19 protein-coding genes and 1 pseudogene are annotated in these 20176 nt (G+C 49.1%); 8 read left to right on the top strand and 12 right to left on the bottom strand.

The window, feature by feature from the left end:
• Window positions 1-216: 216 nt before the first annotated feature.
• Complete coding sequence (locus AAFJ72_RS20875; RefSeq protein WP_025845287.1) at window positions 217-1362, bottom strand: IS4 family transposase; 1146 nt, start codon at window positions 1360-1362, stop codon at window positions 217-219.
• 169 nt (window positions 1363-1531) lie between these two features.
• Between AAFJ72_RS20875 and AAFJ72_RS20870 the strand changes: the two genes are divergently transcribed.
• Window positions 1532-2506, top strand: a complete 975-nt coding sequence (locus tag AAFJ72_RS20870) for a siderophore ABC transporter substrate-binding protein (protein ID WP_432775567.1) — start codon at window positions 1532-1534, stop codon at window positions 2504-2506.
• A gap of 134 nt (window positions 2507-2640) precedes the next feature.
• Here the strand turns inward: AAFJ72_RS20870 and AAFJ72_RS20865 are convergent, their stop codons facing one another.
• From AAFJ72_RS20865 to AAFJ72_RS20855, 3 genes are all read right to left on the bottom strand, one after another.
• Window positions 2641-3522: an ABC transporter ATP-binding protein gene (locus AAFJ72_RS20865; RefSeq protein WP_432775565.1), complete on the bottom strand. Its 882-nt coding sequence runs from the start codon at window positions 3520-3522 to the stop codon at window positions 2641-2643.
• Window positions 3523-3709: 187 nt separating this feature from the next.
• Window positions 3710-4009: a YxcD family protein gene (locus AAFJ72_RS20860; protein WP_122904737.1), complete on the bottom strand. Its 300-nt coding sequence runs from the start codon at window positions 4007-4009 to the stop codon at window positions 3710-3712.
• On the bottom strand, window positions 3997-4437 hold the full coding sequence (locus AAFJ72_RS20855; RefSeq protein ID WP_432775564.1) for a hypothetical protein: 441 nt from the start codon (window positions 4435-4437) through the stop codon (window positions 3997-3999). The genes AAFJ72_RS20860 and AAFJ72_RS20855 overlap by 13 nt, the downstream gene beginning before the upstream one ends.
• A gap of 202 nt (window positions 4438-4639) precedes the next feature.
• On the opposite strand from AAFJ72_RS20855, the pseudogene AAFJ72_RS20850 reads away from it, so the two are divergent.
• A pseudogene (locus AAFJ72_RS20850) lies at window positions 4640-4945 on the top strand (nucleoside hydrolase); the annotation flags it as partial.
• A 6-nt stretch (window positions 4946-4951) separates the two neighbouring features.
• On the opposite strand, the gene AAFJ72_RS20845 reads toward AAFJ72_RS20850, so the two are convergent.
• From AAFJ72_RS20845 to AAFJ72_RS20820, 6 genes are all read right to left on the bottom strand, one after another.
• Window positions 4952-6337, bottom strand: coding sequence for an MmgE/PrpD family protein (locus tag AAFJ72_RS20845; RefSeq protein WP_432775562.1), 1386 nt, complete (start codon window positions 6335-6337; stop codon window positions 4952-4954).
• A 24-nt stretch (window positions 6338-6361) separates the two neighbouring features.
• The gene (locus tag AAFJ72_RS20840) at window positions 6362-7114 is read right to left on the bottom strand and encodes an amino acid ABC transporter ATP-binding protein (protein WP_122904734.1); all 753 of its coding nucleotides are present in this window, start codon (window positions 7112-7114) and stop codon (window positions 6362-6364) included.
• A gap of 12 nt (window positions 7115-7126) precedes the next feature.
• Window positions 7127-7798, bottom strand: a complete 672-nt coding sequence (locus AAFJ72_RS20835; protein WP_122904733.1) for an amino acid ABC transporter permease — start codon at window positions 7796-7798, stop codon at window positions 7127-7129.
• 14 nt (window positions 7799-7812) lie between these two features.
• Window positions 7813-8616: a transporter substrate-binding domain-containing protein gene (locus AAFJ72_RS20830; protein WP_432775560.1), complete on the bottom strand. Its 804-nt coding sequence runs from the start codon at window positions 8614-8616 to the stop codon at window positions 7813-7815.
• A gap of 49 nt (window positions 8617-8665) precedes the next feature.
• A complete protein-coding gene (locus tag AAFJ72_RS20825) occupies window positions 8666-9166 on the bottom strand; it encodes a GNAT family N-acetyltransferase (RefSeq protein WP_432775559.1) in 501 nt (166 codons plus the stop codon).
• 78 nt (window positions 9167-9244) lie between these two features.
• The gene (locus tag AAFJ72_RS20820; RefSeq protein WP_432775558.1) at window positions 9245-10600 is read right to left on the bottom strand and encodes an LLM class flavin-dependent oxidoreductase; all 1356 of its coding nucleotides are present in this window, start codon (window positions 10598-10600) and stop codon (window positions 9245-9247) included.
• 283 nt (window positions 10601-10883) lie between these two features.
• Here AAFJ72_RS20820 and AAFJ72_RS20815 point away from each other — a divergent pair, with 283 nt between their 5' ends.
• The 5 genes from AAFJ72_RS20815 to AAFJ72_RS20795 all read left to right on the top strand — a co-directional run bounded on the left by AAFJ72_RS20815 (window position 10884) and on the right by AAFJ72_RS20795 (window position 16377).
• Window positions 10884-12239 carry an MATE family efflux transporter gene (locus tag AAFJ72_RS20815; protein ID WP_432775556.1) on the top strand — a complete coding sequence of 452 codons (1356 nt, stop codon included), beginning with the start codon at window positions 10884-10886 and terminating at the stop codon, window positions 12237-12239.
• 190 nt (window positions 12240-12429) lie between these two features.
• Window positions 12430-13107, top strand: a complete 678-nt coding sequence (locus AAFJ72_RS20810; RefSeq protein ID WP_122904728.1) for an MgtC/SapB family protein — start codon at window positions 12430-12432, stop codon at window positions 13105-13107.
• Window positions 13108-13454: 347 nt separating this feature from the next.
• Window positions 13455-14150 (top strand): hypothetical protein, encoded by a 696-nt coding sequence (locus AAFJ72_RS20805; protein ID WP_432775554.1) that lies wholly within the window; start codon window positions 13455-13457, stop codon window positions 14148-14150.
• 18 nt (window positions 14151-14168) lie between these two features.
• Window positions 14169-14942, top strand: coding sequence for a hypothetical protein (locus AAFJ72_RS20800; protein WP_432775552.1), 774 nt, complete (start codon window positions 14169-14171; stop codon window positions 14940-14942).
• 601 nt (window positions 14943-15543) lie between these two features.
• The gene (locus AAFJ72_RS20795; RefSeq protein WP_432775551.1) at window positions 15544-16377 is read left to right on the top strand and encodes a stalk domain-containing protein; all 834 of its coding nucleotides are present in this window, start codon (window positions 15544-15546) and stop codon (window positions 16375-16377) included.
• A 399-nt stretch (window positions 16378-16776) separates the two neighbouring features.
• Here the strand turns inward: AAFJ72_RS20795 and AAFJ72_RS20790 are convergent, their stop codons facing one another.
• Complete coding sequence (locus AAFJ72_RS20790; RefSeq protein WP_003842338.1) at window positions 16777-17994, bottom strand: IS256 family transposase; 1218 nt, start codon at window positions 17992-17994, stop codon at window positions 16777-16779.
• Between the two features lie 26 nt (window positions 17995-18020).
• Complete coding sequence (locus tag AAFJ72_RS20785) at window positions 18021-18371, bottom strand: cell wall hydrolase (protein ID WP_432775550.1); 351 nt, start codon at window positions 18369-18371, stop codon at window positions 18021-18023.
• A gap of 412 nt (window positions 18372-18783) precedes the next feature.
• Between AAFJ72_RS20785 and fumC the strand changes: the two genes are divergently transcribed.
• Window positions 18784-20172 (top strand): class II fumarate hydratase, encoded by a 1389-nt coding sequence (gene fumC / locus AAFJ72_RS20780; protein ID WP_432775548.1) that lies wholly within the window; start codon window positions 18784-18786, stop codon window positions 20170-20172.
• Window positions 20173-20176 lie beyond the last annotated feature (4 nt).

The raw sequence follows: 20176 nt of genomic DNA, 5'->3' as shown, positions 1-20176 counted from the left end.
TTTTGATAGTGTGCAAAGGGATTTCCAAAGCAGCTATCAATAATTTTATATATATTCATTAGCGTTGCATAAAAAATGAATCCATCTATTGTCAAATTATTCTGAATGACATTTTCAACTTCACAACCAAAAACGAGAACAGCCAAGCAAAAGGTAGCCACTATCCATTTGGCAGTTTTATACATTTATTACAACATCGACAACAACAAACAACACTTACTTCCTTTTCTGTCGCCCTCTGGATGTTCGTTTGGATTGGTAATCCATTCTGCCTATCCATTGTTCAAAGGTCTGCCAGAGAAACACTTTGAGCCATCTACTGATTTGCAGCAGACTGTGCTGACTGTTTCTTTCCAGCTTTACAAGAAGCAACAAGCAGTAAGCAATGAGAGCGAGAAAAACTTGATTCCAGACCGCATTTTCACTTGTTCCATAGAACGTCTTGATCTTTGCGTGTTGTTTCATCCATTTGAAAAACAGTTCTATTTGCCAGCGCCAACGGTAGATGTCGCTCAATTCTTCTGCTTCTAAGTCGAACCTATTGGTGATGATTCGAATACGATTTCCTTTCGAATCATGCGTTTCAATCAGTCGTAACACATTATCCACCCGTTTTTGTGGCGTTCCAAGAAGGATCATGGAGTCGGATAAAACGGAGCTTTCTGGTGGTACTTTGAAAGTATACAAATGACGAGTTTCCGCGTTATCCTTGAGACGTGAAGCAAAAAAGATGCCCTGATCGGTATACTCATCGAACTTTTCATAATCCACGTACCCTCGATCAAAGACGTACATGGCTCCGATCTCATCAATCAGCGACTCCATTTGGGTGCGGTCATTGGATTTGGCACAAGTTAGGGAAATCTTTTCAGGATAGACATCCTCCTGGCTTGCGAAAACGAGACGAAGATGAATTTTGATTCCTGCCTTTGTTTCGCGAAAGGTTGCCCACTTATACTTTTGCAAACATAATCCAATTGTAGTGGAATCAATGATCTTTATGTGTTTTCGAAGAGAGCAGGCTTTTCCAGAAACGCGTTGAATTTGCTGGACAAGGTCGACAAAAACTTCTTCAAGCAAAGCAGGTTCTACCCGATTGTTTTTTCGACTAAGCTGTGCGGGGCTGATCGATGACAGTCCTAATTCTTGCTGAAATTTCTTTGATAGAACATCGTCAGCAATGGCTCGAAGCCCTTCGCGTTGCTGAAGTTGGGCATGTAAAAATAGGAGAAGATACGCTTTTGTCGTCAGCTTCTTCACGTACTTGTCTTGATCCGTTTCGTCAATTCGTTGTTGAAGTTTCATAATATTGATGGGTGCAACCCATTTACCAAATGAAGAAAATAGGGTATTCTTGTCCATGAGCTATCCTTTGCGTTGGATTTGGACAGGAACTACCTGACCTTTCCAGTGTAAAGGATTTTTTTGTTCCCTAGACAACCAAATACCAAAGATTATGTGTATTTTGAATGATGGGAAAAGATTAATGCAACGCTAGTGATATATATTAAAAATTTTAGAGGTGAGAGAAATGAACAAAAAACTCCTTATGCTGTTCATGGCCGTACTGTTGGCAGTCTTTACAGCAGCATGCGGTTCCAATAGTGCTGCTCCTTCCCAAACGCCGGAGGCTTCCAACGGCGCTGCGAATGAATCCGAAGAAATTACCGTCAAACATAAACTGGGCGAGGCCAAACTGAAAAAGAACCCGCAAAACGTAGTCGTCTTTGACTTTGGCGTGCTCGATTCCCTGGACAAACTGGGTATTGAAGTGAAAGGGGTAGCGCAAGCCAACATTCCTCCTTACCTGGAAAAATTCAAAGATGCGAAATACACCAACATCGGCAGCTTGAAAGAGCCTGACTTCGAAAAAATCAACGCGATGAAACCGGATGTCATCTTCATCTCCGGTCGTCAACAAGAGGCGTATGAAGAGCTGAACAAAATTGCCCCAACCATCTTCATGGGGGTAGATACGGCGAAGTACATGGAGTCTTTCACCGAGAACATGAAAACGCTCGGCACCATCTTCGGCAAAGAAGCGCAAGTAGAGGAAGAACTGGCAAAAATCAACGATTCCATCAAGCAACTGAATGAAAAAGCGACTGCAAGCGGCAAAAACGCGCTGATCGTTCTGGTGAACGAAGGCAAGTTGAGCGCTTACGGTCCTGGTTCCCGCTTCGGTATTCTGCATGACGTGTTTGGTTTTGCTGCCGTAGACAAAAACATTGAAGTATCTACACACGGACAAAGCGTATCGGCTGAGTACGTGGTAGAAAAAGACCCTGACTACCTGTTTGTCGTAGACCGTGGCGTAATCAATGGAAACGAGGGTGCTTCTGCTGCGGCAAAAGAAGCGGTGGAAAACGAACTGATGAAAAACACAAAAGCATTCAAAAACGGCAACATCATTTACCTGGATGCAAACTACTGGTACCTGTCCGGTGGCGGATTGGTGTCTACCGCTAACATGGCAGACGAAATCCTGCAAAAAATCAAGTGGTAATCAGCATCGTTGACGGATTGGCGACAGCCTGGGGCATAGCAAGCCTTGGGCTGTCTTTGCTTCTTCGCATAAAAAAGCCATTCTCCATTGGGGCAATCAGGAGAATGGCTTGTGTTATCTTATGAAGGTTTGAACTAACGAGTGCCGACCAGCTTGCGTTCTTCTTCCTGTTCTTGCACCGCCTGGGCGGCTGGTTGAACCGGGCTGGATGCAGGCTGCCTGTTTTCAACCGCATGGCTCAGCTCATAAGGGAGACAAAGCGGTACGCCTGTGCGCGGGTCAGTCAAAATGTCTGCTTCGATATTGAATACTTTGCGCAGCATCTCAGGGGTCATGACTTCTGCAGGAGTGCCTTCTGCCATGACGGTGCCGCGGGAGATCGCCACCATATGCTGGGCGTAGCGGGTGGCGTGGTTCAGATCGTGGACGACCATGACGATCGTGCGTTTTTCTTCCTCGTTCAGCTTTTGCAGCAGCTTGAGCACTTCCAGCTGGTGCGCCATATCGAGGAAGGTCGTCGGCTCATCCAAAAACAGGATGTCGGTTCCTTGCGCAAGTGCCATGGCGATCCAGGCGCGCTGGCGCTGACCGCCGGAGAGCTGATCGACAGGCCGGTCGTAGAAGTCGCTCATGCCCGTCATGGAAATGGCCCACTGAACGATTTCCTTGTCTTCCTTGGTCAGGGAACCGAAGCCTTTTTGATGCGGGAAGCGGCCGTAGGTAACAAGCTCAGACACAGTCAATCCGTCGGGAGCAGTAGGGTTCTGCGGAAGTATCGCCAGCTGCTTGGCGACTTCTTTTGTCGATTGCTGATGGATAGACTTCCCGTCCAAAAATACCTGTCCGCCTGACGGCTTCATGATCCGGGCCAATGTTTTGAGAATCGTCGATTTGCCCGAGCCGTTTGCGCCGACCAGCGCGGTGATTTTGCCGGAAGGGATGCTGATATTCAGGTTTTTGACAATGGAAAGTTCGCCGTAGCCGATGTCCAGATTTTGCGTGTACAAGCGTTGCACAATAGGCCAACTCCTTTGCAGGAAAGTATGTATGGTGTATATGGAAGCAAAAGCAGACAATGAGAATCATTTTCATTAAAGTATATAACGGAATGCAGGCAAATTCAATAGTTGATCGGTACCTGATCGCGTCATTCAGGCATGGAAAAAGCCAATCTGCTCGCAAATGAGCAAATTGGCTTGGCAGTCAGCCTCGGTACGTGACGTGGGCGATGATGCCTTCCTCGTCATCCAGTACCAGCTCGATCCCCGCGGAGTACGGGTTGAGCTGCATCTGTGTTTCCAGATAGAAGCGGATCGCTTCGATCAGGTTGATCTCGATAAACACTTGCTTGCGGCCGTTGGCGTATACTTCGGCGGAAAAGCCGTAGTCTTCGTCCCACATCAGTTCAACCTCTACGTCCTGCGGTTGAATTTGCTTCTTGCTCGCCACATGCAGGCAGATGGCGTTGATGAGCAATTGCTCGGAAAAAGTTATCTTTTCCATGCGTTCAGTTCCTGCTTCTTCGCGCGTTGCGTTTTGAAGTAGACGAAGATTTTGCGGATCAGGACGATCACGGCCACAATCGCCAGCATGTTAATCAGGAAGCCAAAGATCGCGCCCAAAGCTCCCATGTCGCCAAACAGGCTGCCAAACAGCAAGCCGGCCAGTCCACCGACGAGCAGGCCTTTCATGAAGCCGCCGCTGCTTTTGGTTGGAGCAGCAGTTGCTGGTGTATTGGTTGTCGTGCTTTTATTGGTAGAGGCATTTACATTCGAATCGGCTTTGGTTGGCGTTTGCGTGTTCGTTGGAGCTGTATTGGAATTGAACGATTTTTTGCCAGACTTATAGCCTTTTGCATCGGCATGATCTGCGAATCCGCCAGGAGCGAGTACGAGCATGACGGCGACCAAAAGCATGATGAATTTTTTCATGTGATGGGAGTAGCTCCTTTCTATTCATTAAGTTACATATAAGTCTACATGAATATTTGAAGCTTTTCCACCAAACATTCGGTGAACATTGCTGGATGGAAGAAGAAAACAAGACGCAGGCCCTTGACGTCCGGCAGGATTGCGCAGTCCTTTACTAAGGCGTCATGAGTGTTTAAAGTTGTAGAAAGAGGAAAAAACAGGGGGCGATACGCCCATCGGCCGCTACGTGAAGCAAAGCACGTCCGATTACATGGACCGCTCCTTGGAACGCAACGGCGTACGCGCCTGCGCCATGCACGATCCGCTGGCTGTTGCGGTCGCGCTGGACCGCTCGCTGGTAAAGACGCAAAGGCTGTACGTTGATATGGAAACGAGAAGCGAGCTATGTGACGGGCAGACGGTTTGCGACTTTCAGAACCGCCTGAAAAAAGAACCGAACATGAACGTCTGTCTGGATGTAGATACAGAAGCGTTCTTCACGCTTTTTCTCGGGGCATTGAAAGCCTGATGCTGTTCAGCCGAGCAGCGTGAGGAACGGCGTCATATCTGCCTCTGACGCAAGAGAGTCCACCGTGCTCGTCAACCGCTCGGCAAGCGTGGGAGCGGCTGTCAGCACGTCAGCGAGCTTTTGCTGCACCTCTTTTGCTGTGAGCGCATTGCCCGGAGCACCGCGCGGACGATCTACACGCTCGCGATACACTTGTCCGGCTTTTGTCGTGATCTCCACGATGGTAAAACGCCCCTTGGGCACCGCTTCCGGCACAGGCGTAATCTCGCTGTCGTAGGCCCGCTGTACGCGCGGCAAAAAGGCGAGAATGTCCGCGTCAATCGTCGCTGCCGTGAAGCTTTCCAAAGACAGTGAGCGTCTGTGCAAAGCGAGGCTGACCACGTACTCGGCGCTGAAACGCCCTTGCTCGCCCGTGCGCGGCTCTTTCTCGACGAGTGCCGCGTCTCCTTTGGGCGGAAAAATGATGCGAACCGCCGCAAGCTCATCCGGCGTGAAAGTGTGGCGTGCCGCCAGGCGAACCGCCGCGTCCGCAGCGTGATGGGCAGCGGAGCAAAACGGATAAATTTTGAACCAGAGCCCAGGCGAGACGATTCGCCAGGAGGCGCCCCAGTCTTGCAGCAGCACGGAGTTTGCCAGCTCTGGATCTCCGTAGACGGCAAAAAAGCCGTGTTTTCCATCCAGCGCCTGCGAGCTGCCGCCGAAATCTGCTTCCGCCAGTCTGACGGCAAGCAAGGCAGACTGGGCGGCGAGTCCGGCGTGCAGCGGCTTTGTTTCCGTGCCGAATTGCGCGCGCAATCCGCTCGCCTGGGTGGCGGCAAAGCCGATTGCTTTTTGCAACTGTTCGGCAGAAAAGCCTTTGGCGTAGCCTGCCGCAACGGCTGCTGCGATCACTCCGAGCGTAGACGTATTGTGCCAGCCTTTGAGGTAATGGGCGTCCCCAATCGCGCGCCCGAGCCGGGCCATGACCTCGACGCCGATGACGTAAGCGGCGAGAAACCGCTGGCCGCTGACGGAAGAGACGGCGGCAACGGAGAGCAGCGCAGGCAAAATGACTGTGCTGGGATGGCCGCGCACATCGGAATGCACGTCGTCAAAATCGAGCGCGTGCCCGATGTAGCCGTTCAGCAGGGCTGCCGCAAGAAAGCTCGCCTTGCGCTGTTGCCCGATTACAGGCACTTGGGCGCGGCCGCCTTCTGCTTCGGCAATGCTCCACAGCTTCACCAGGCCCGCATCCTCGCGCGCGGCCAAGCTGGCAGCCAGGAAGTCCAGGATTCCCAGCCGCGCTGCATCCATGGCGGCCGCGTCTTTTTCCGGGTGAGAAGAAACGACGAGATCAGCCAGCTCTTTTGTCAGCTGTCTGTCTCGTCCTGTGCTCGCATATACATGTGTCACGGGAGGGCCACTTCCTTTCCTGGCCTACGAAATGAAGGAGGCCGGGGCGCTTATTTGCTGCAAAAACCGCTGCGTGCGCGGGTTTTGCGGGCGGTCAAACAATTCATCGGGGGTTCCTTGCTCGACGATTTTGCCATCCGCCATGAAAATGATGCGGTCGGCTACCTGGCGGGCAAATGCCATCTCATGCGTGACGATCAGCATGGTCGTGCGCTTTTCCGCAATCGCCTTGATGACCTGCAAGACTTCCGCCACCAGCTCGGGGTCGAGCGCGGAGGTCGGCTCATCGAGCAAAATCGCATGCGGGTCGACAGCGAGCGCACGGGCGATGGCAACGCGCTGCTGCTGGCCCCCTGACAAGGTGATCGGGTAGCTGTCGGCTTTGTGCGCCAGACCGACCTGCTCCAGAAGCGCCCTGCCGATTTTGTCCGCTTCGCTTTGCTTCATCTTTTTCGTAATGATGAGCGATTCCGTGACGTTTTGCAGCGCTGTCCGGTTTTTGAACAGGTTGTAGTTTTGAAAAACCATCGCGGTCTGCTGGCGCAGGTGGTGCGCTTGCTTGCGCGAGTATTTCGGTGCGTCCAGTGTGGCCTGCCCGATTTCGATTCGTCCGGCGTCCGGGCTTTCCAGCAGGTTGAGGCAGCGCAAAAGCGTCGATTTTCCTGAGCCGGAAGGTCCGATGATGGCCACGACCTCGCCCTGCGCCACTTCGATGTCGATGCCGTCGAGCACGACCAGATCGTTAAACTGCTTGCGCAGATTCGTTACTTTTATCATGGCAATCCCTCGCTAGTTTTTATATGGCTTGCTCAGTCGTTTTTCCAGCCATTCCTGCAGGAGACTGTAGACAATCGTCAACGCCCAGTACACAATCGCGACGGCAAGGTAGATTTCAAAAAACTTCAATGACGCGGACGCCATCATTTTTCCTTGGGCAAACAGCTCGGCAACCCCGAGCGTAAAAGCCAGGGACGTTTCCTTCACCAGCCCGATAAACGTATTGCCCGAGGCGGGGATCGCGTTGCGCGCCGCTTGCGGAAGAATGATGCGGCGGTACGCCTGGGCCTTGGTCATGCCGACAGCCAGACACGCCTCCAGCTGTCCGTTGTCGACAGAGTCCAGGGCTGCGCGGAAAATCTCCGCCAAATAGGCCGAATTTTTGATGCTCAGGCCAATAATCGCTGCCGTCAAGGCATTCATCGCGCTAAACGACGGGAAAAGCTGCGGCAAGCCGTAGTAGATCAGAAACAGCTGAACGAGCGTAGGCGTGGCGCGAAAAAAGGAAATGTACACGTTGGCAAGCTGATAGAGCACGGGTACCCGGTTTTTCGTGACGAGAGCGAGCAAAAGCCCAATGGCGATGGCGAAAATCATTGCGACGACGGCCATCACCAAAGTGAGCGGCAAATATTTGAGCAAGGTAGGGAAAACCTCTAGCATGTATTTCCCGTCAAAATTCATCGTGCACCCACCGCCTATTTCTGGATTGGCGCCGTAACATCAGCCTTGAAGTATTTTTCCGACAGCTGTTTCAGAGTGCCGTTATCGCGCAGTTCGGTCAGCACCTTGTCAAACTCTGTGCGCAGTTGATCGTGTTTCTCGTCTTTCGGGAACGGGAAGGCCACTTCTTCATACGTGAACGGATCTCCGGCCAGCTTCAGCGGCAGCCCGGTTTTTTCGATCTGCGCCAAAAGTACGCTGCGTCCATTGATGTAGGCGTCGATCCGGCCGTAGGCGACGTCGTTGAGCGTGCCTTCTTGCGTCTCGTAGGTGCGGATGTTGATTTCGTTGTTCGGGTCTTGTTTTTGCAGGTTTTTCGTATGATTCGAGCCGAGTACCGCTCCGACGGTTTTTCCTTTCAGATCGGCGACGGAATGGATGTCGTTGTTGTCGTTTTTCACGATGATTTGTGTCCCGGCGTAGGCGTAGGTCTGGGAAAAGTTGAACTTCTGCTTGCGTTCATCGGTCACGGCTACCTGGTTGGCAACCGTGTCGATTCGGCCTGTTTCGAGATGGCCCATCACGCCGCTGAACTCGGCCAGGTGCCATTCGATTTTATAGCCGAGCTTCGCGGCGATTGTCTCTGCGACTTCGACGTCAAAGCCCTGCAGCTTTTCCCCTTCCTTGTAAGCGAACGGGTAGCTCTGTCCTGTCGCGCCTACGCGTAAAACCTTTTCCTCCTGAGCGCCTGATGCAGCCTGGTCGCCGCCATTGCCGCAGGCGGCAAGCAGCAGGGAGAGGCCGAGTGTAATCGCGAGAATGCCTTTATGTTTTTTCATGTGAATCTCTCCTATCCGTTGTTTTTTAGGGGGTGCTGTGCCGCGTGAGCTAGGGCAGTGGCGTGTGCAGCTCTTTGCGGAAAAAAATCGTTGTGTGGCCGCGCCCGAGATCAACTTCTCCGGCACGGACATAGCCTCTTCGTTCATACATGGCAGACAGCCACGGATGCTTGTCGGCCGTGCCGAGCGATACGGCAGGGGCCTTCAGCGTATCCCGGACGATGCTTTCCTCTACCCATGTCAGCAGGGCGGAGCCGACGCCTTTTTTGCCGATGTCTGGATCGACGGCAAACCACCAGATATGCGGCAGGCCGAACGGTCCGGGTTGTGGCCCCCAAGGCATGCGCAGGGAAACGGTCGCCCGAATCCGTCCGGCTTCCTCCAGAACGTAGCAGGCGTTGTTGTGAATATTTTTCTGGACAAGTGCCAGATCGGCTGTGGCTGCGGCAAAATGAATGCCCAGCTCGCGGATCGGCGCATAGGCTCGCAGCGTCAGGTCAAGCAGTTGTTCTGCATCGTCAGCGGTTGCCAGACGGTAAATGGTTGTCATGTTGTCTCCCTCGCACTTCTCGCGGCAAACGAGTCCAGGCGATGTGTTTGTCGGCATCGGCTGGCCGTTTGCGGCGTTTTAGCTGGATGCGTGTGTCCCGGTGGCTTGCCGCTTCGTATAACGATTGACGGGGCGCTTCAAGCCAAGATGCTCGCGCAGCGTATTACCTTCGTATTCGGTTCGGAACAGTCCGCGCTGCTGGAGAATCGGTACGACCTCATCGACGAACACGTCCAGGCCCTCTGGCAAAAGGGGCGGCATCAGATTGAAGCCGTCGCAACCGCCTTGCAGCAGCCATTCCTCCATCTTGTCCGCCAGCTGCTGTGGCGTTCCGACAAAGATGTGGTGGCCGCGTGAACCGGCGATGTACTGATAAAGCTGGCGAATGGTCAGCTTTTCCCGACGCGCCAGGTTCAGCACCAGCTCCAAGCGGCTTTTTACACTGTTCGTCTCGGGAATGTCGACGTCGGGCAGCGGACCGTCGAGCGGATACGGTGTCAGATCGAACCCCCCGAGATAGCTGGAGAGAATTTTCAACCCGACGGAGGGCAAAATCAGCTCTTGCAGCTCCCGGAATTTGGCCTGTGCGGCTTCCTCCGTGTCGCCGAGAACCGGGAAGATGCCCGGCATGATGTGCACCTCGTCAGGAGAGCGGCCATAGGAAACGACTTTTGCCTTCACGCTTTGGTAAAAAGCTTGGGCGTCCGGCAGGTTGTTTTGCGCCGTGAAAATGACCTCGGCGGTTTTTGCGGCCAGATGCTGACCTGGCTCGGAGGAGCCTGCCTGAATGATAACGGGATGTCCCTGCGGCGGTCGGGCTACGTTTAACGGCCCGCGAACGGAAAAGAACTCGCCGTGATGCTGCAGCTCATGCAGCTTGGCCGGATCGAAAAAAACGCCTGTTTCCTGCTCGCGAATGAGGGCGTCGTCTTCCCAGGAATCCCACAGTCCTTTCACGACCTCGACGAATTCCTCTGCACGCCGATAGCGGAGGCTGTGCTCGGGATGCTTTTCTCCGCTAAAGTTCAAGGCCGTAGATTCGATGGAGGAGGTGACGACATTCCACGCTGCACGACCGTTGCTGATATGATCGAGCGATGCGAACTGGCGGGCGATGTGAAAAGGCTCGCTGTACGTCGTGGACGCTGTGGCGGCCAGGCCGATTTTCGAAGTAACGGCCGACAGGGCGGACAGCAGCGTGAAAGGCTCAAAGCGTGCCAGCACGTTCGGATGGGAGTCCGGGCTGATCGACAGGCTGTCTGCGAGAAACAGCATATCCAGCTTCCCGCGTTCGGCTGTTTTCGCCAATTTTTGAAAGTAGGCGAGGTTCATGCTGCCATCGGTTTGCGCATGAGGGTGACGCCAGGAGGCGACATGATGACCGGTGCCGGCGAGAAAAACGCCGATTTTCAAATGTTTGGGGGCCTGTGCCATGTCCTTCTACGCTCCTTTGGTTGTCGGGTAGGAATTAATCTTATAATTCCAATTTATTTAGTCGGCATTTATAGTTTTACACTATACGCCTCTTTACGCACAATTGTCAATGTATATTAAAAATTAGTAACAGTATGTTTTCTGTCACGCTGCTTCGATTTTCTTATGTGTATACGGTCTTTTTGTGCTAAAGTGCATAGAGAAGCTTTTTGCATTGCTTTTCAAAACGTTTTTACATTATTTTTCACCTAAATATTTCTAATGTAAATGAGGAAGAACAATCATGCATGAGACCTATTCGTTAAAAGAAAAGTGGCGGCAGTTTCTGATGGTGCTGCTGCCGATCTTAATATCGCAGTTGGCGCTGTTCTCCATGACCTTTGCCGATACGATCATGTCCGGGCACGCCAGCCCGACTGACCTGGCCGGGGTGGCAATCGGGGCCAGCCTGTGGACGCCTGTGCAATCCGGCTTGACGGGCATTCTCATGGCGGTGATGCCGATGGTTGCGCAAATGATCGGGGCACAGCGCAAGGACCAGGTGCCGTACACGGTCATGCAGGCGCTGTACCTGGGCGTGGCGATTGCCATCGGGGTGATGATCGTCGGCGGCTTGGTGCTTGACCCGGTATTGAACAGCATGCAGCTCGAAAACGATGTCAGACACATCGCCCGCGGCTTCCTGCATGCGATTGCCATCGGAATTGTGCCTCTGTTCCTCAACACGGTCATTCGCTGCTTTATCGACGCGCTGGGCGAGACGAGAATCACCATGATGATTACCCTGCTCTCGCTGCCGATCAACGTCGTGCTGAACTACGCCCTGATTTTCGGCAACTTCGGCTTGCCGCGCCTGGGCGGGATTGGAGCGGGCTACGCCTCTGCCCTGACCTACTGGTGCATTTTGCTGATTAGCCTGTTTGTCGTGCGGCGCGTGCAGCCCTTCACCGAATTCGGGCTGTTCAGCAAGTTTTACCGCGTTTCCATGAGCGCCTGGAAAGAACTGCTCAAGCTCGGCTTGCCAATCGGCTTTTCGATCTTTTTTGAAGTGAGCATTTTCGCTGCTGTTACCCTGCTCATGAGCGAATACAGCACGATTACGATTGCGGCGCACCAGGCGGCCATGAACTTCGCTTCGTTCATTTACATGGTTCCGCTCAGCATCTCGATGGCTCTGACCATCGTGGTCGGATTCGAAGTAGGAGCGAAGCGGTTTCGCGACGCGAAGCAGTACAGCTATTTGGGCATCGGGATCGCCACTGGACTTGCCTTGCTGTTTGGAGTCGGCTTGCTGGTGTTCAACAGGCAGGTTGCCGGGTTTTATACGTCGGAAATCGAGGTTTTGGAGCTTACGCAGCACTTCCTGATGTACTCGATTCTGTTCCTGATCTCCGATGCGGTAGCAGCTCCGATCCAGGGAATTTTGCGCGGCTACAAGGACGTGACGGTCACGTTTATCGTCGCGCTGGTCTCGTACTGGGTCATCGGGCTGCCGCTCGGGTTCATTCTGGCGCAGTACACTTCACTGGCCGCCTTTGGCTACTGGATCGGACTGATTTCAGGCTTGGCGGCAGGCGCGATCTTCCTGTTTGGCCGCCTCTTGTCCCTGCAAAACCGCATGATACGCAGCACCCAATAACCAAACATTGGCGGGAAATCTCTGGACGAGAGGTTTCCCGTTTGTTGCATGAAGACAGGAGGGCAAGCTTACACTACACTATAGGAAGTCCATGGAAAATTTCTCTCCTATTTTTCAAGGAGAGCGTATATACTTTCTAATAGAGTGATGGAAGAAAAGCTGACATTGAAGGAAAGGGGGAGGAGAGCGCATGACGTATGGTTTTTTGCTGAAGTTGGGGATCGCCATGTTTCTGGGCTTGCTGATCGGGATGGACCGACAGCTCAAACACAAGCCGCTTGGCGTGAAAACAAGCATGGTCATCTCAGTGGCGAGCTGCCTGATTACGATTGTGTCGATTGAATCGGTGCATCGGTTCTCCTTGCCTGGCCACACCAACATGGACCCGTTGCGCCTGGCTGCGCAAATTGTGAGCGGCGTCGGTTTTCTCGGAGCGGGCGTCATTTTGCGCAGAAGCAACGACGTGATCTCCGGCCTGACCACCGCTTCCATGGTCTGGGCTGCCTCTGGACTGGGCATTGCCGTAGGCGCGGGGTATTACTTTGAGGCGGTGACAGCGACCATCCTGATTATTTTGGCGATCAACCTGTTTCCGCTCATTCTCAAATGGATCGGCCCCGAATCATTGCGGCAGCGGGATTTGTCGATCAAGATGGTGGTCGAAGCAAGCGGTGATCTGGACAGCATTTTTAAACAGATCAAGCACATCGACTTGCAGGTGAAACGGGTCAAGGTCAAAGACCTGGACAACGGCCAGCAAAAGCTGGAAATGATGATAACCGCATCGGAAAACACGTATACGACCGACATTTACAGCTTGCTGAAGGCTGTCGATCACGTGGTTTCTGTTGAGGTAGAGAGTAGATAATGGATGATCCCCTTTAGGTAGACGGTGGAAAAACCAAGTTAACGAGCTTGGATGATACACTGATACTTGAAGGGGATTTTGTTTGGCTAAAAGGGTAACTTCATGGGATTTTTGAGGCTATTCCCATTTATGACTTTTCGGTCTAAAAAGAATACGATAACTTAAAAAAGAGGCCTTTGCCTTGACCAGAAGTAATGATTTTGGTGCGCAAATTGGTCACGCCAAAAGTAAAGTTTACAGAATATTAAAATTTTATAAAAATGCATAATGCGACAAATTTTTCTTTTTGATTTTGATAAAATTTAGAAGTAAATACAAAATATGTTTATAATGAGAGGATTGAAAGAATGAAAAAAACTAAACTTCTTTCTTTAGTTTCAGCAACAGCTATTGGAACTTCTCTTGTAGCTTTTGGTGGAATAAATGCCAATGCCAATTCAGATACCATACCAAGTAATATTCAAGGCGCTTACTATTATATCAATGGTATTGAATATGAGGTTCCAAAAAGTCAGATTATAAACTTTATTAGTAACGATACAGTTACTGAATTACCAACTAATCCTCCGGAAAAGTTAAATTCACAAAAAAGTCAAAAGGTAGCTCCTAGAGCAGGATGTAGTGGAGAAGAGGGCTGGGTATTTGACGCAAAAAGAACAGCTAGCGGTTTCAAACTTGGAAATTCCGGTTCAAGGGTAATAAATGACACACCAGATCCTTTGACTGAAGTATCTCTACTTTCTACAGATACGCAAGTGAACGGTAAATTAAGTGGAAAAAGTAAAGTCAATTGGGGTGTAATTGAAGGGGAAGTAGGGTTTGAAATCGGAGGATCCGTTACATGGAAAACGCAGGAGTCAACAACCATTACAGTAAGGCCTGGCTATTGGGGATGGATTGATTACGGTGCATATACAGAGACTTGGGAAGGCGACTACTATTATGTAACGTCCACATGTAATATTAAAGATAGTGCCAAAATAAAAGTAATGGGACCCAAATATAAAGCCAAGATGGCTAGAAGCGAACCTTTTAGGAAGTGATAGGGGTAAGTTTATCCAATGCATATTAAATTACTGTTTCCTTTTTTACTCCCAATTCTTTTTGGTGTCTTGCTAGGTTGTCAAGCGGATACATCAACGAAGAAAAATAAGGAGATAATTATTGAAGATACAAAAGTTCCTGATGGACAATCTAAAGTAACGAAAGATAAAGAAGTGGAGTCAGTTACAGTACATGAGTCACCAAAAAATGTCTCTTTCCCTTCTGAAGCAGTAACATATCAATATAAAGTTACTTTTAAAGATGGGAAAAGTATATTTCCTCAAAAAAATGATGTCATTTTTGAATCGACTCTTGGTGATACCAGTATTGTGGCTATACGTTCCCCTGAAGGAGAAACGAATTATACCGTTTTTCTGTATGAGTACAATAATAATACCGAAAAATGGGTGATTGATGGTTTTTTAAGATTACAAGGTGGTACGGGGTTTAGTAATAAAGAGGGCTTAAATTTGCCAATGGATAAATTTAATGCATTAAATCTCGAAATACCGAAAAAAAACAAAAAAATTTGGGTATTTGCTAATGAAAAAGAGATAGTTACCATTGCCGTATATAATCGCTTTCCTTTTGTTGAAACAAATAATCCTGAAAAAATTACTTTAACCAATAAGAATGAAGCATATGTTTTAAATAACAATTTTTTGTATTATTTGGATTCTGGAAAACTAATAGTTGTATCCGGAAATACTAGTAAGCAAAACATTATTAATCTAGCAAATTCTTTGCCTTCTGTTAATTCTGCCTTTTTCCCTAGCCCTAAAGAAAAGTAAACAAAACAAACACTTGCAATGTTCTCCCAAAAGGCTCTCAGCTTACTTCTGAACAAATTGCAAGTGAGCTACCATTTCTGGTGGTTGGTGTTTTAAAAAAGTCTTGTAATGCCTATTAAAACTCAAAGTAGTTGCACATTTTCACAATGGAGCCAGACCAAAAATCCAGTTATCACCGTGCTAAGGTGTTGCTGGATTTTTATTTTGGAAACTTTCATCAACCAACTGTTCGTATACACTTCTTCCCTTATCCCTGATGCTCGTAACCGCGCTGAACCCGCATGTCGGCTACGAAAACGCTGCAGGCACTTGGGCCTCCAGCAGGGGGAGCCGAGACTGTCCGCCTCCGGAGAAAAAGGAAAACCGCGTCAAAAGCGGCGGATTAATTTCGAGGAAACCAAGCAAAGAGCCGCCCCAAAAATGCATCTAATGAAGTAATGACTTTTTCCACTTTCCCCCTTACAATATTTGAGAAAAAAGGAATTTGATTCGTTGGACATTTCGCAAAATGAGTGGTTCGCTGTGAATGGAGGACGAGGTTGGGCCACAGATTTTCTGTTAGATGTCGCCAGGATCGAGATTGAGTTAAGGAGGCAGCATAATGTTACCTGATAAATCAAAGCTCGTTATTGCTTTATCACTTTTCTTAATCGGTTTCTTTCATTTCTCGATGAATGATAGCAGTGCGTTACAACAAAAAATTTCTATTTATCTAAATGGCGAAGAAGAAACCGATTGGGAGCCTCAATTCCTAAATGGGCGTGTGTATATACCAGTTAGGTTAATGGAATCTTTAGGATCTAAAGTAAGCTGGGATGCCACCAAACAGACAGTTACTATTAACGCTGATATTAAAATGATTGCCTCTATTCCAGAAGAGGATGTTTACTTATATGCTTTAAATAAAGAAAACAACTTCTATAAAGATTTAGTTGTCAGCAGCAAGGGAGTGAAGAAAGTTTACGAATGGAAAACAATTGAAAAGATTACAGATTTGCCTCAATTGTATTATGTGGATTTAAATAACGATCAGAAAAAAGAATTGGTTATTGTTTTAAGTGAAGGTCATGGAACAGGCTTTTCGGTCCAAAACATTCATATTGTGAATCCTGAAAACTTTACCGAATATTCTATAGAAAATCCATTGGATATAGTGAAAAAACATGTTGCAACCAAGATAATATCTGATTCTGAAGTAGAAATAAAAATAGATGGAAAAGTTTCATCCCTAAATTTAAAGAATTCCTCTTTTCCAGAGAGAATTTCTGAAATCAGCTTTGAAAACATCATTAACTATCAGATCTTTGAAAACAAAATAATGGCCATCGTTGGTGTGGAAGGTGCTTATTTGCAGCATATAGGGTATCTAAAGATTGAATATCATTTTAAAGATGGCACGTATAAAATGAAAAATATTTCATTCTCCCAGGATTAACATGGGGAACTGGTTAAACTAATAAGGAGTGCCCCAAACTACCAAGAGTAGTATAGAGGCACTCCCTCCTACTAATTATCTTTATTTATAATTAAAAACCAATGGTTCCCCAACTTAAGGATATCTATTGCATCGGGGGATTTAGGTTTATTAGGCAAGAAATATCGGCGATTACCAATCGGATTTGCCACAGTGCCCATATTCGAAGCGATATGAGGGAATGTAAATTTTTTTGTGTAAATGGGTTTTTAACAGGTGAATGGCTACTTCAACGGCTTTACATGGAGGGGCGGGCATGATAGGCTCGTTAGCCATGCGATGCAGTGATTTACAGGCATCGCCCAATCGCAAAGAATCATGCCCGCAGAGGCTCCATGTCAAGCCGCCCCAACAGCCCCTTTATGCAGATAGTTCCCCTTGCAAGCGGTCTCCGAAATGGATGGCCAGTTGCGATATACATTCTTTCCAGCTTCGAAGGGGCATGGTCCATTTCTTTGAAGCCTCCATGGTTGCCAGATAGATGATTTTCCGTAAGGCATCGTCGGTTGGATACGCCGTTTTTGTTTTGGTGACCTTACGAAGTTGCCGATGATACCCCTCAATAATATTCGTTGTATAAATCATCTTACGGATTTCTGGGGGATAGCTGAAATAGGCGGTCAATTCAAGCCAGTTGCTTTCCCAGGAGCGAATAATGATGGGATACTTCTTCCCCCACTTGTCTTTGAACATAGCAAATGCTGATTCGGCCTCTTCCAGCGTAAGAGCTTGATAGACTTTTTTTAAATCTGCCAAAACGGCCTTTTCTTCCTTGAACGGTACATATTTCATCGAGTTGCGAATCTGGTGAATGACGCACAATTGAATCTGGGTTCTTGGGAACGCTGCGTTGATTGCTTCGGAGAAGCCCGCCAGTCCATCCTTGCAGGCAATCAAGATATCTTCTACACCACGACTTTTCAGATCTGTGCACACATTGAGCCAGAAGCTCGCACTTTCGTGCTCGCCGATCCAGATGCCCAAAATGTCCTTATGACCAGACATCGAAATGCCGAGAACGCTGTAAGCTGCTTTGTTGACGATTCGATTTTCTTGACGGACTTTAAAATGGATGGCATCCAGAAACACGATGGGGTAAACCCGATCCAGCGGTCTGCATTGCCATTCTGCCACCATTGGCATAATCTTGTCGGTCACCTTGCTAACCATCGCAGGAGATACATCGATTCCGTACAGATCCTTCATGTGTTCCTCAATGTCTCGTGTAGACATTCCTTTAGCATAGAGTGCGATAATTTGCTCCTCCAAGCCATTTGTGGTAGTTTCATGCTTCTTCACAATGTGAGGTTCAAATTCGCCGTTACGGTCACGAGGCACACGAATTTCTGTGTTCCCGAACTTTGTCTTTAGCGTCTTTTTACTATACCCATTCCGACTATTTCCTGAATGATCCCCATCGGTACTATGTTTGGTATAGCCCAAATGGGCATCCATTTCAGCTTCAAACAACTGCTGGATGGTGTCACGGAACAAATCTTTCAGCATGGTGTGCACGTCTTCGATGGTACGGCAATCCTTCGCTAACTCCTTGATCGTCATGTCTCTTTTGTCTTGCATAAATGATCATCTCCTTAATGGGAAGTTTAACCATTTACACAAAACTTTTTACGCTCTCCGATATGAAGTGAATCCTTCCATGCTTGCGAATCTAACTTTGGCTTTCGTGCTCTTGACGTTGTCATACCCTCAAATTGACCTCTTTTCAATAATACCTCTTCATATGTTTTTCCATAGGTCTTGCCATTATTATACGCTTTCCTATTTTTGGCAACGTGTGCGACTCCCAGTTTGCCTTCATACTCTTCCCCTTCGGCCTCACTGTAAATCATCCTTGCAAGCAAATCAACGCTATCTCTTCCTTTAAATTCTGTAAAATCCCATTTGTCCTTTTTATCTCCCAAGTCCTCCAACGGTTCTCCATAAGGATATGCCATTTTTCATTTCTCCTTTTTTATTATTGATTTAAGCAACAAATATCTGGCCAGCATTGTCGCTTCACTTATCTAGGAAAAAATCAGAGGTAAAACACAACATTATTTAAAAAATTTTTTTCAGAGAAGGGAGCTATCACTGCCGTTTTCAACGCGAGTGTTGCTGCGCTGAAAGATACCATGCCGATTAAGGAATGTTTCATCATGCAAAGCACGATCCATCAAGTCTCGTATCTTCCCGAAAGTGCTGAATTTATTCCGCATGATACAACTGTTCATATACACTTCTCTCCTTGCCAACAATAATGAAAATCATTATCATTTAAATAAATACAATCTGCTCCTATTTCAAAAGAGAAGAAGTGGACATGATAAAAAAGGAAAAAAGGCAGTCATTCATAGAGGAGGATGCGAGATGAATTTTCGGATCGAAAAAGACACGTTGGGTGAAATGAAAGTGCCTGCGGACAAGCTGTGGGGGGCGCAAACACAGCGCAGCTTCCAAAACTTCGAGATCGGCACGGAGAAAATGCCACTTGAGGTCATTCGCATGTTTGCCATCCTGAAAAGAAGTGCGGCGCTGGCGAATCAAAAGCTGGGCAAGCTGGATGCGGAAAAGGCGGAAGCGATCATAACGGCAGCCGACGAAGTTATCACCGGAAAATGGAATGAACACTTCCCGCTGGTTGTCTGGCAAACCGGAAGCGGCACCCAGTCCAACATGAACGTCAATGAAGTCATCGCTCGCCGCGCCAACCAGTTGCTGGAGGAAAAAGGAAGCAGTGCGCGGATTCACGCCAACGACGATGTAAACAAATCGCAAAGCTCCAACGACACATTCCCGACTGCCATGCACATGGCGGGACTGGTAGCTGTCGAGGATCAAGTGCTGCCTGCTCTGGCGCTGCTCAAGCAGACACTCCAGGAAAAAAGCGAGGCTTACATAGACATCATCAAAATCGGCCGGACGCATTTGCAGGATGCCACTCCGCTGACACTGGGCCAGGAAATCAGCGGTTGGGTGCGCATGCTGGAGAAAACAGAGAAAATGATTCGGGAAAGCAACGAATATTTGCGTGAGCTGGCGATTGGCGGTACGGCCGTTGGTACTGGCATCAACGCCCACCCGCGCTTCGGCGAAATGGTCGCTGCGGAAATCAGCGAAGCGCTCGGCAAAAAATTCGTGACCGCCGCAAACAAATTCCACGCGCTGACCAGCCACGACGAGCTTGTTCACGTGCACGGAGCGTTGAAGGCGCTGGCAGCCGACCTGATGAAAATCGCCAACGACGTCAGATGGCTGGCGAGCGGACCGCGCTGCGGCATCGGCGAAATCGTAATCCCTGCCAACGAGCCGGGCAGCTCGATCATGCCAGGAAAAGTAAACCCGACGCAAAGCGAAGCGATTACGATGGTTGCGTGCCAGGTGATGGGCAACGATGCCGCAATCGGCTTTGCCGCAAGCCAGGGGAACTTTGAGCTGAACGTGTTCAAGCCAGTTATCATCTACAACTTCCTGCAATCGGCGCGACTGCTCGCAGACGCCATGAAGTCGTTCAACGACCACTGCGCTATCGGCATTGAACCAAACCTGTCTGTCATTCAGGAAAACCTGAACAACTCCCTGATGCTCGTAACCGCGATGAACCCGCACATCGGCTACGAAAACGCAGCAGCCGTAGCCAAGCTGGCACACAAAGAGGGCATTACGCTCAAGGAAGCGGCGATCAAGAGCAACCTGCTGACCGAAGAACAATTCGACCAGATCGTGCGCCCGGAGCAGATGATTCATCCGAAGGAATAAAAAA

It is taken from the genome of Brevibacillus gelatini (genome assembly GCF_050920745.1).
GTDB classification, from domain to species: domain Bacteria; phylum Bacillota; class Bacilli; order Brevibacillales; family Brevibacillaceae; genus Brevibacillus; species Brevibacillus gelatini.
This window is presented reverse-complemented; position numbering and strand designations above follow the sequence as displayed.

Bases quoted from the DNA above. Each gene is read 5' to 3' on its own strand.
- AAFJ72_RS20805 (WP_432775554.1), top strand. From the start codon at position 13,455: ATGAAAAAAACTAAACTTCTTTCTTTAGTTTCAGCAACAGCTATTGGA.
- fumC (WP_432775548.1), top strand. From the start codon at position 18,784: ATGAATTTTCGGATCGAAAAAGACACGTTGGGTGAAATGAAAGTGCCT.
- AAFJ72_RS20840 (WP_122904734.1), bottom strand. From the start codon at position 7,114: ATGATAAAAGTAACGAATCTGCGCAAGCAGTTTAACGATCTGGTCGTG.
- AAFJ72_RS20825 (WP_432775559.1), bottom strand. From the start codon at position 9,166: ATGACAACCATTTACCGTCTGGCAACCGCTGACGATGCAGAACAACTG.
- AAFJ72_RS20855 (WP_432775564.1), bottom strand. From the start codon at position 4,437: ATGAAAAAATTCATCATGCTTTTGGTCGCCGTCATGCTCGTACTCGCT.
- AAFJ72_RS20835 (WP_122904733.1), bottom strand. From the start codon at position 7,798: ATGAATTTTGACGGGAAATACATGCTAGAGGTTTTCCCTACCTTGCTC.
- AAFJ72_RS20860 (WP_122904737.1), bottom strand. From the start codon at position 4,009: ATGGAAAAGATAACTTTTTCCGAGCAATTGCTCATCAACGCCATCTGC.
- AAFJ72_RS20795 (WP_432775551.1), top strand. From the start codon at position 15,544: ATGTTACCTGATAAATCAAAGCTCGTTATTGCTTTATCACTTTTCTTA.
- AAFJ72_RS20785 (WP_432775550.1), bottom strand. From the start codon at position 18,371: ATGGCATATCCTTATGGAGAACCGTTGGAGGACTTGGGAGATAAAAAG.
- AAFJ72_RS20815 (WP_432775556.1), top strand. From the start codon at position 10,884: ATGCATGAGACCTATTCGTTAAAAGAAAAGTGGCGGCAGTTTCTGATG.
- AAFJ72_RS20790 (WP_003842338.1), bottom strand. From the start codon at position 17,994: ATGCAAGACAAAAGAGACATGACGATCAAGGAGTTAGCGAAGGATTGC.
- AAFJ72_RS20820 (WP_432775558.1), bottom strand. From the start codon at position 10,600: ATGGCACAGGCCCCCAAACATTTGAAAATCGGCGTTTTTCTCGCCGGC.
- AAFJ72_RS20870 (WP_432775567.1), top strand. From the start codon at position 1,532: ATGAACAAAAAACTCCTTATGCTGTTCATGGCCGTACTGTTGGCAGTC.
- AAFJ72_RS20830 (WP_432775560.1), bottom strand. From the start codon at position 8,616: ATGAAAAAACATAAAGGCATTCTCGCGATTACACTCGGCCTCTCCCTG.
- AAFJ72_RS20810 (WP_122904728.1), top strand. From the start codon at position 12,430: ATGACGTATGGTTTTTTGCTGAAGTTGGGGATCGCCATGTTTCTGGGC.
- AAFJ72_RS20800 (WP_432775552.1), top strand. From the start codon at position 14,169: ATGCATATTAAATTACTGTTTCCTTTTTTACTCCCAATTCTTTTTGGT.
- AAFJ72_RS20875 (WP_025845287.1), bottom strand. From the start codon at position 1,362: ATGGACAAGAATACCCTATTTTCTTCATTTGGTAAATGGGTTGCACCC.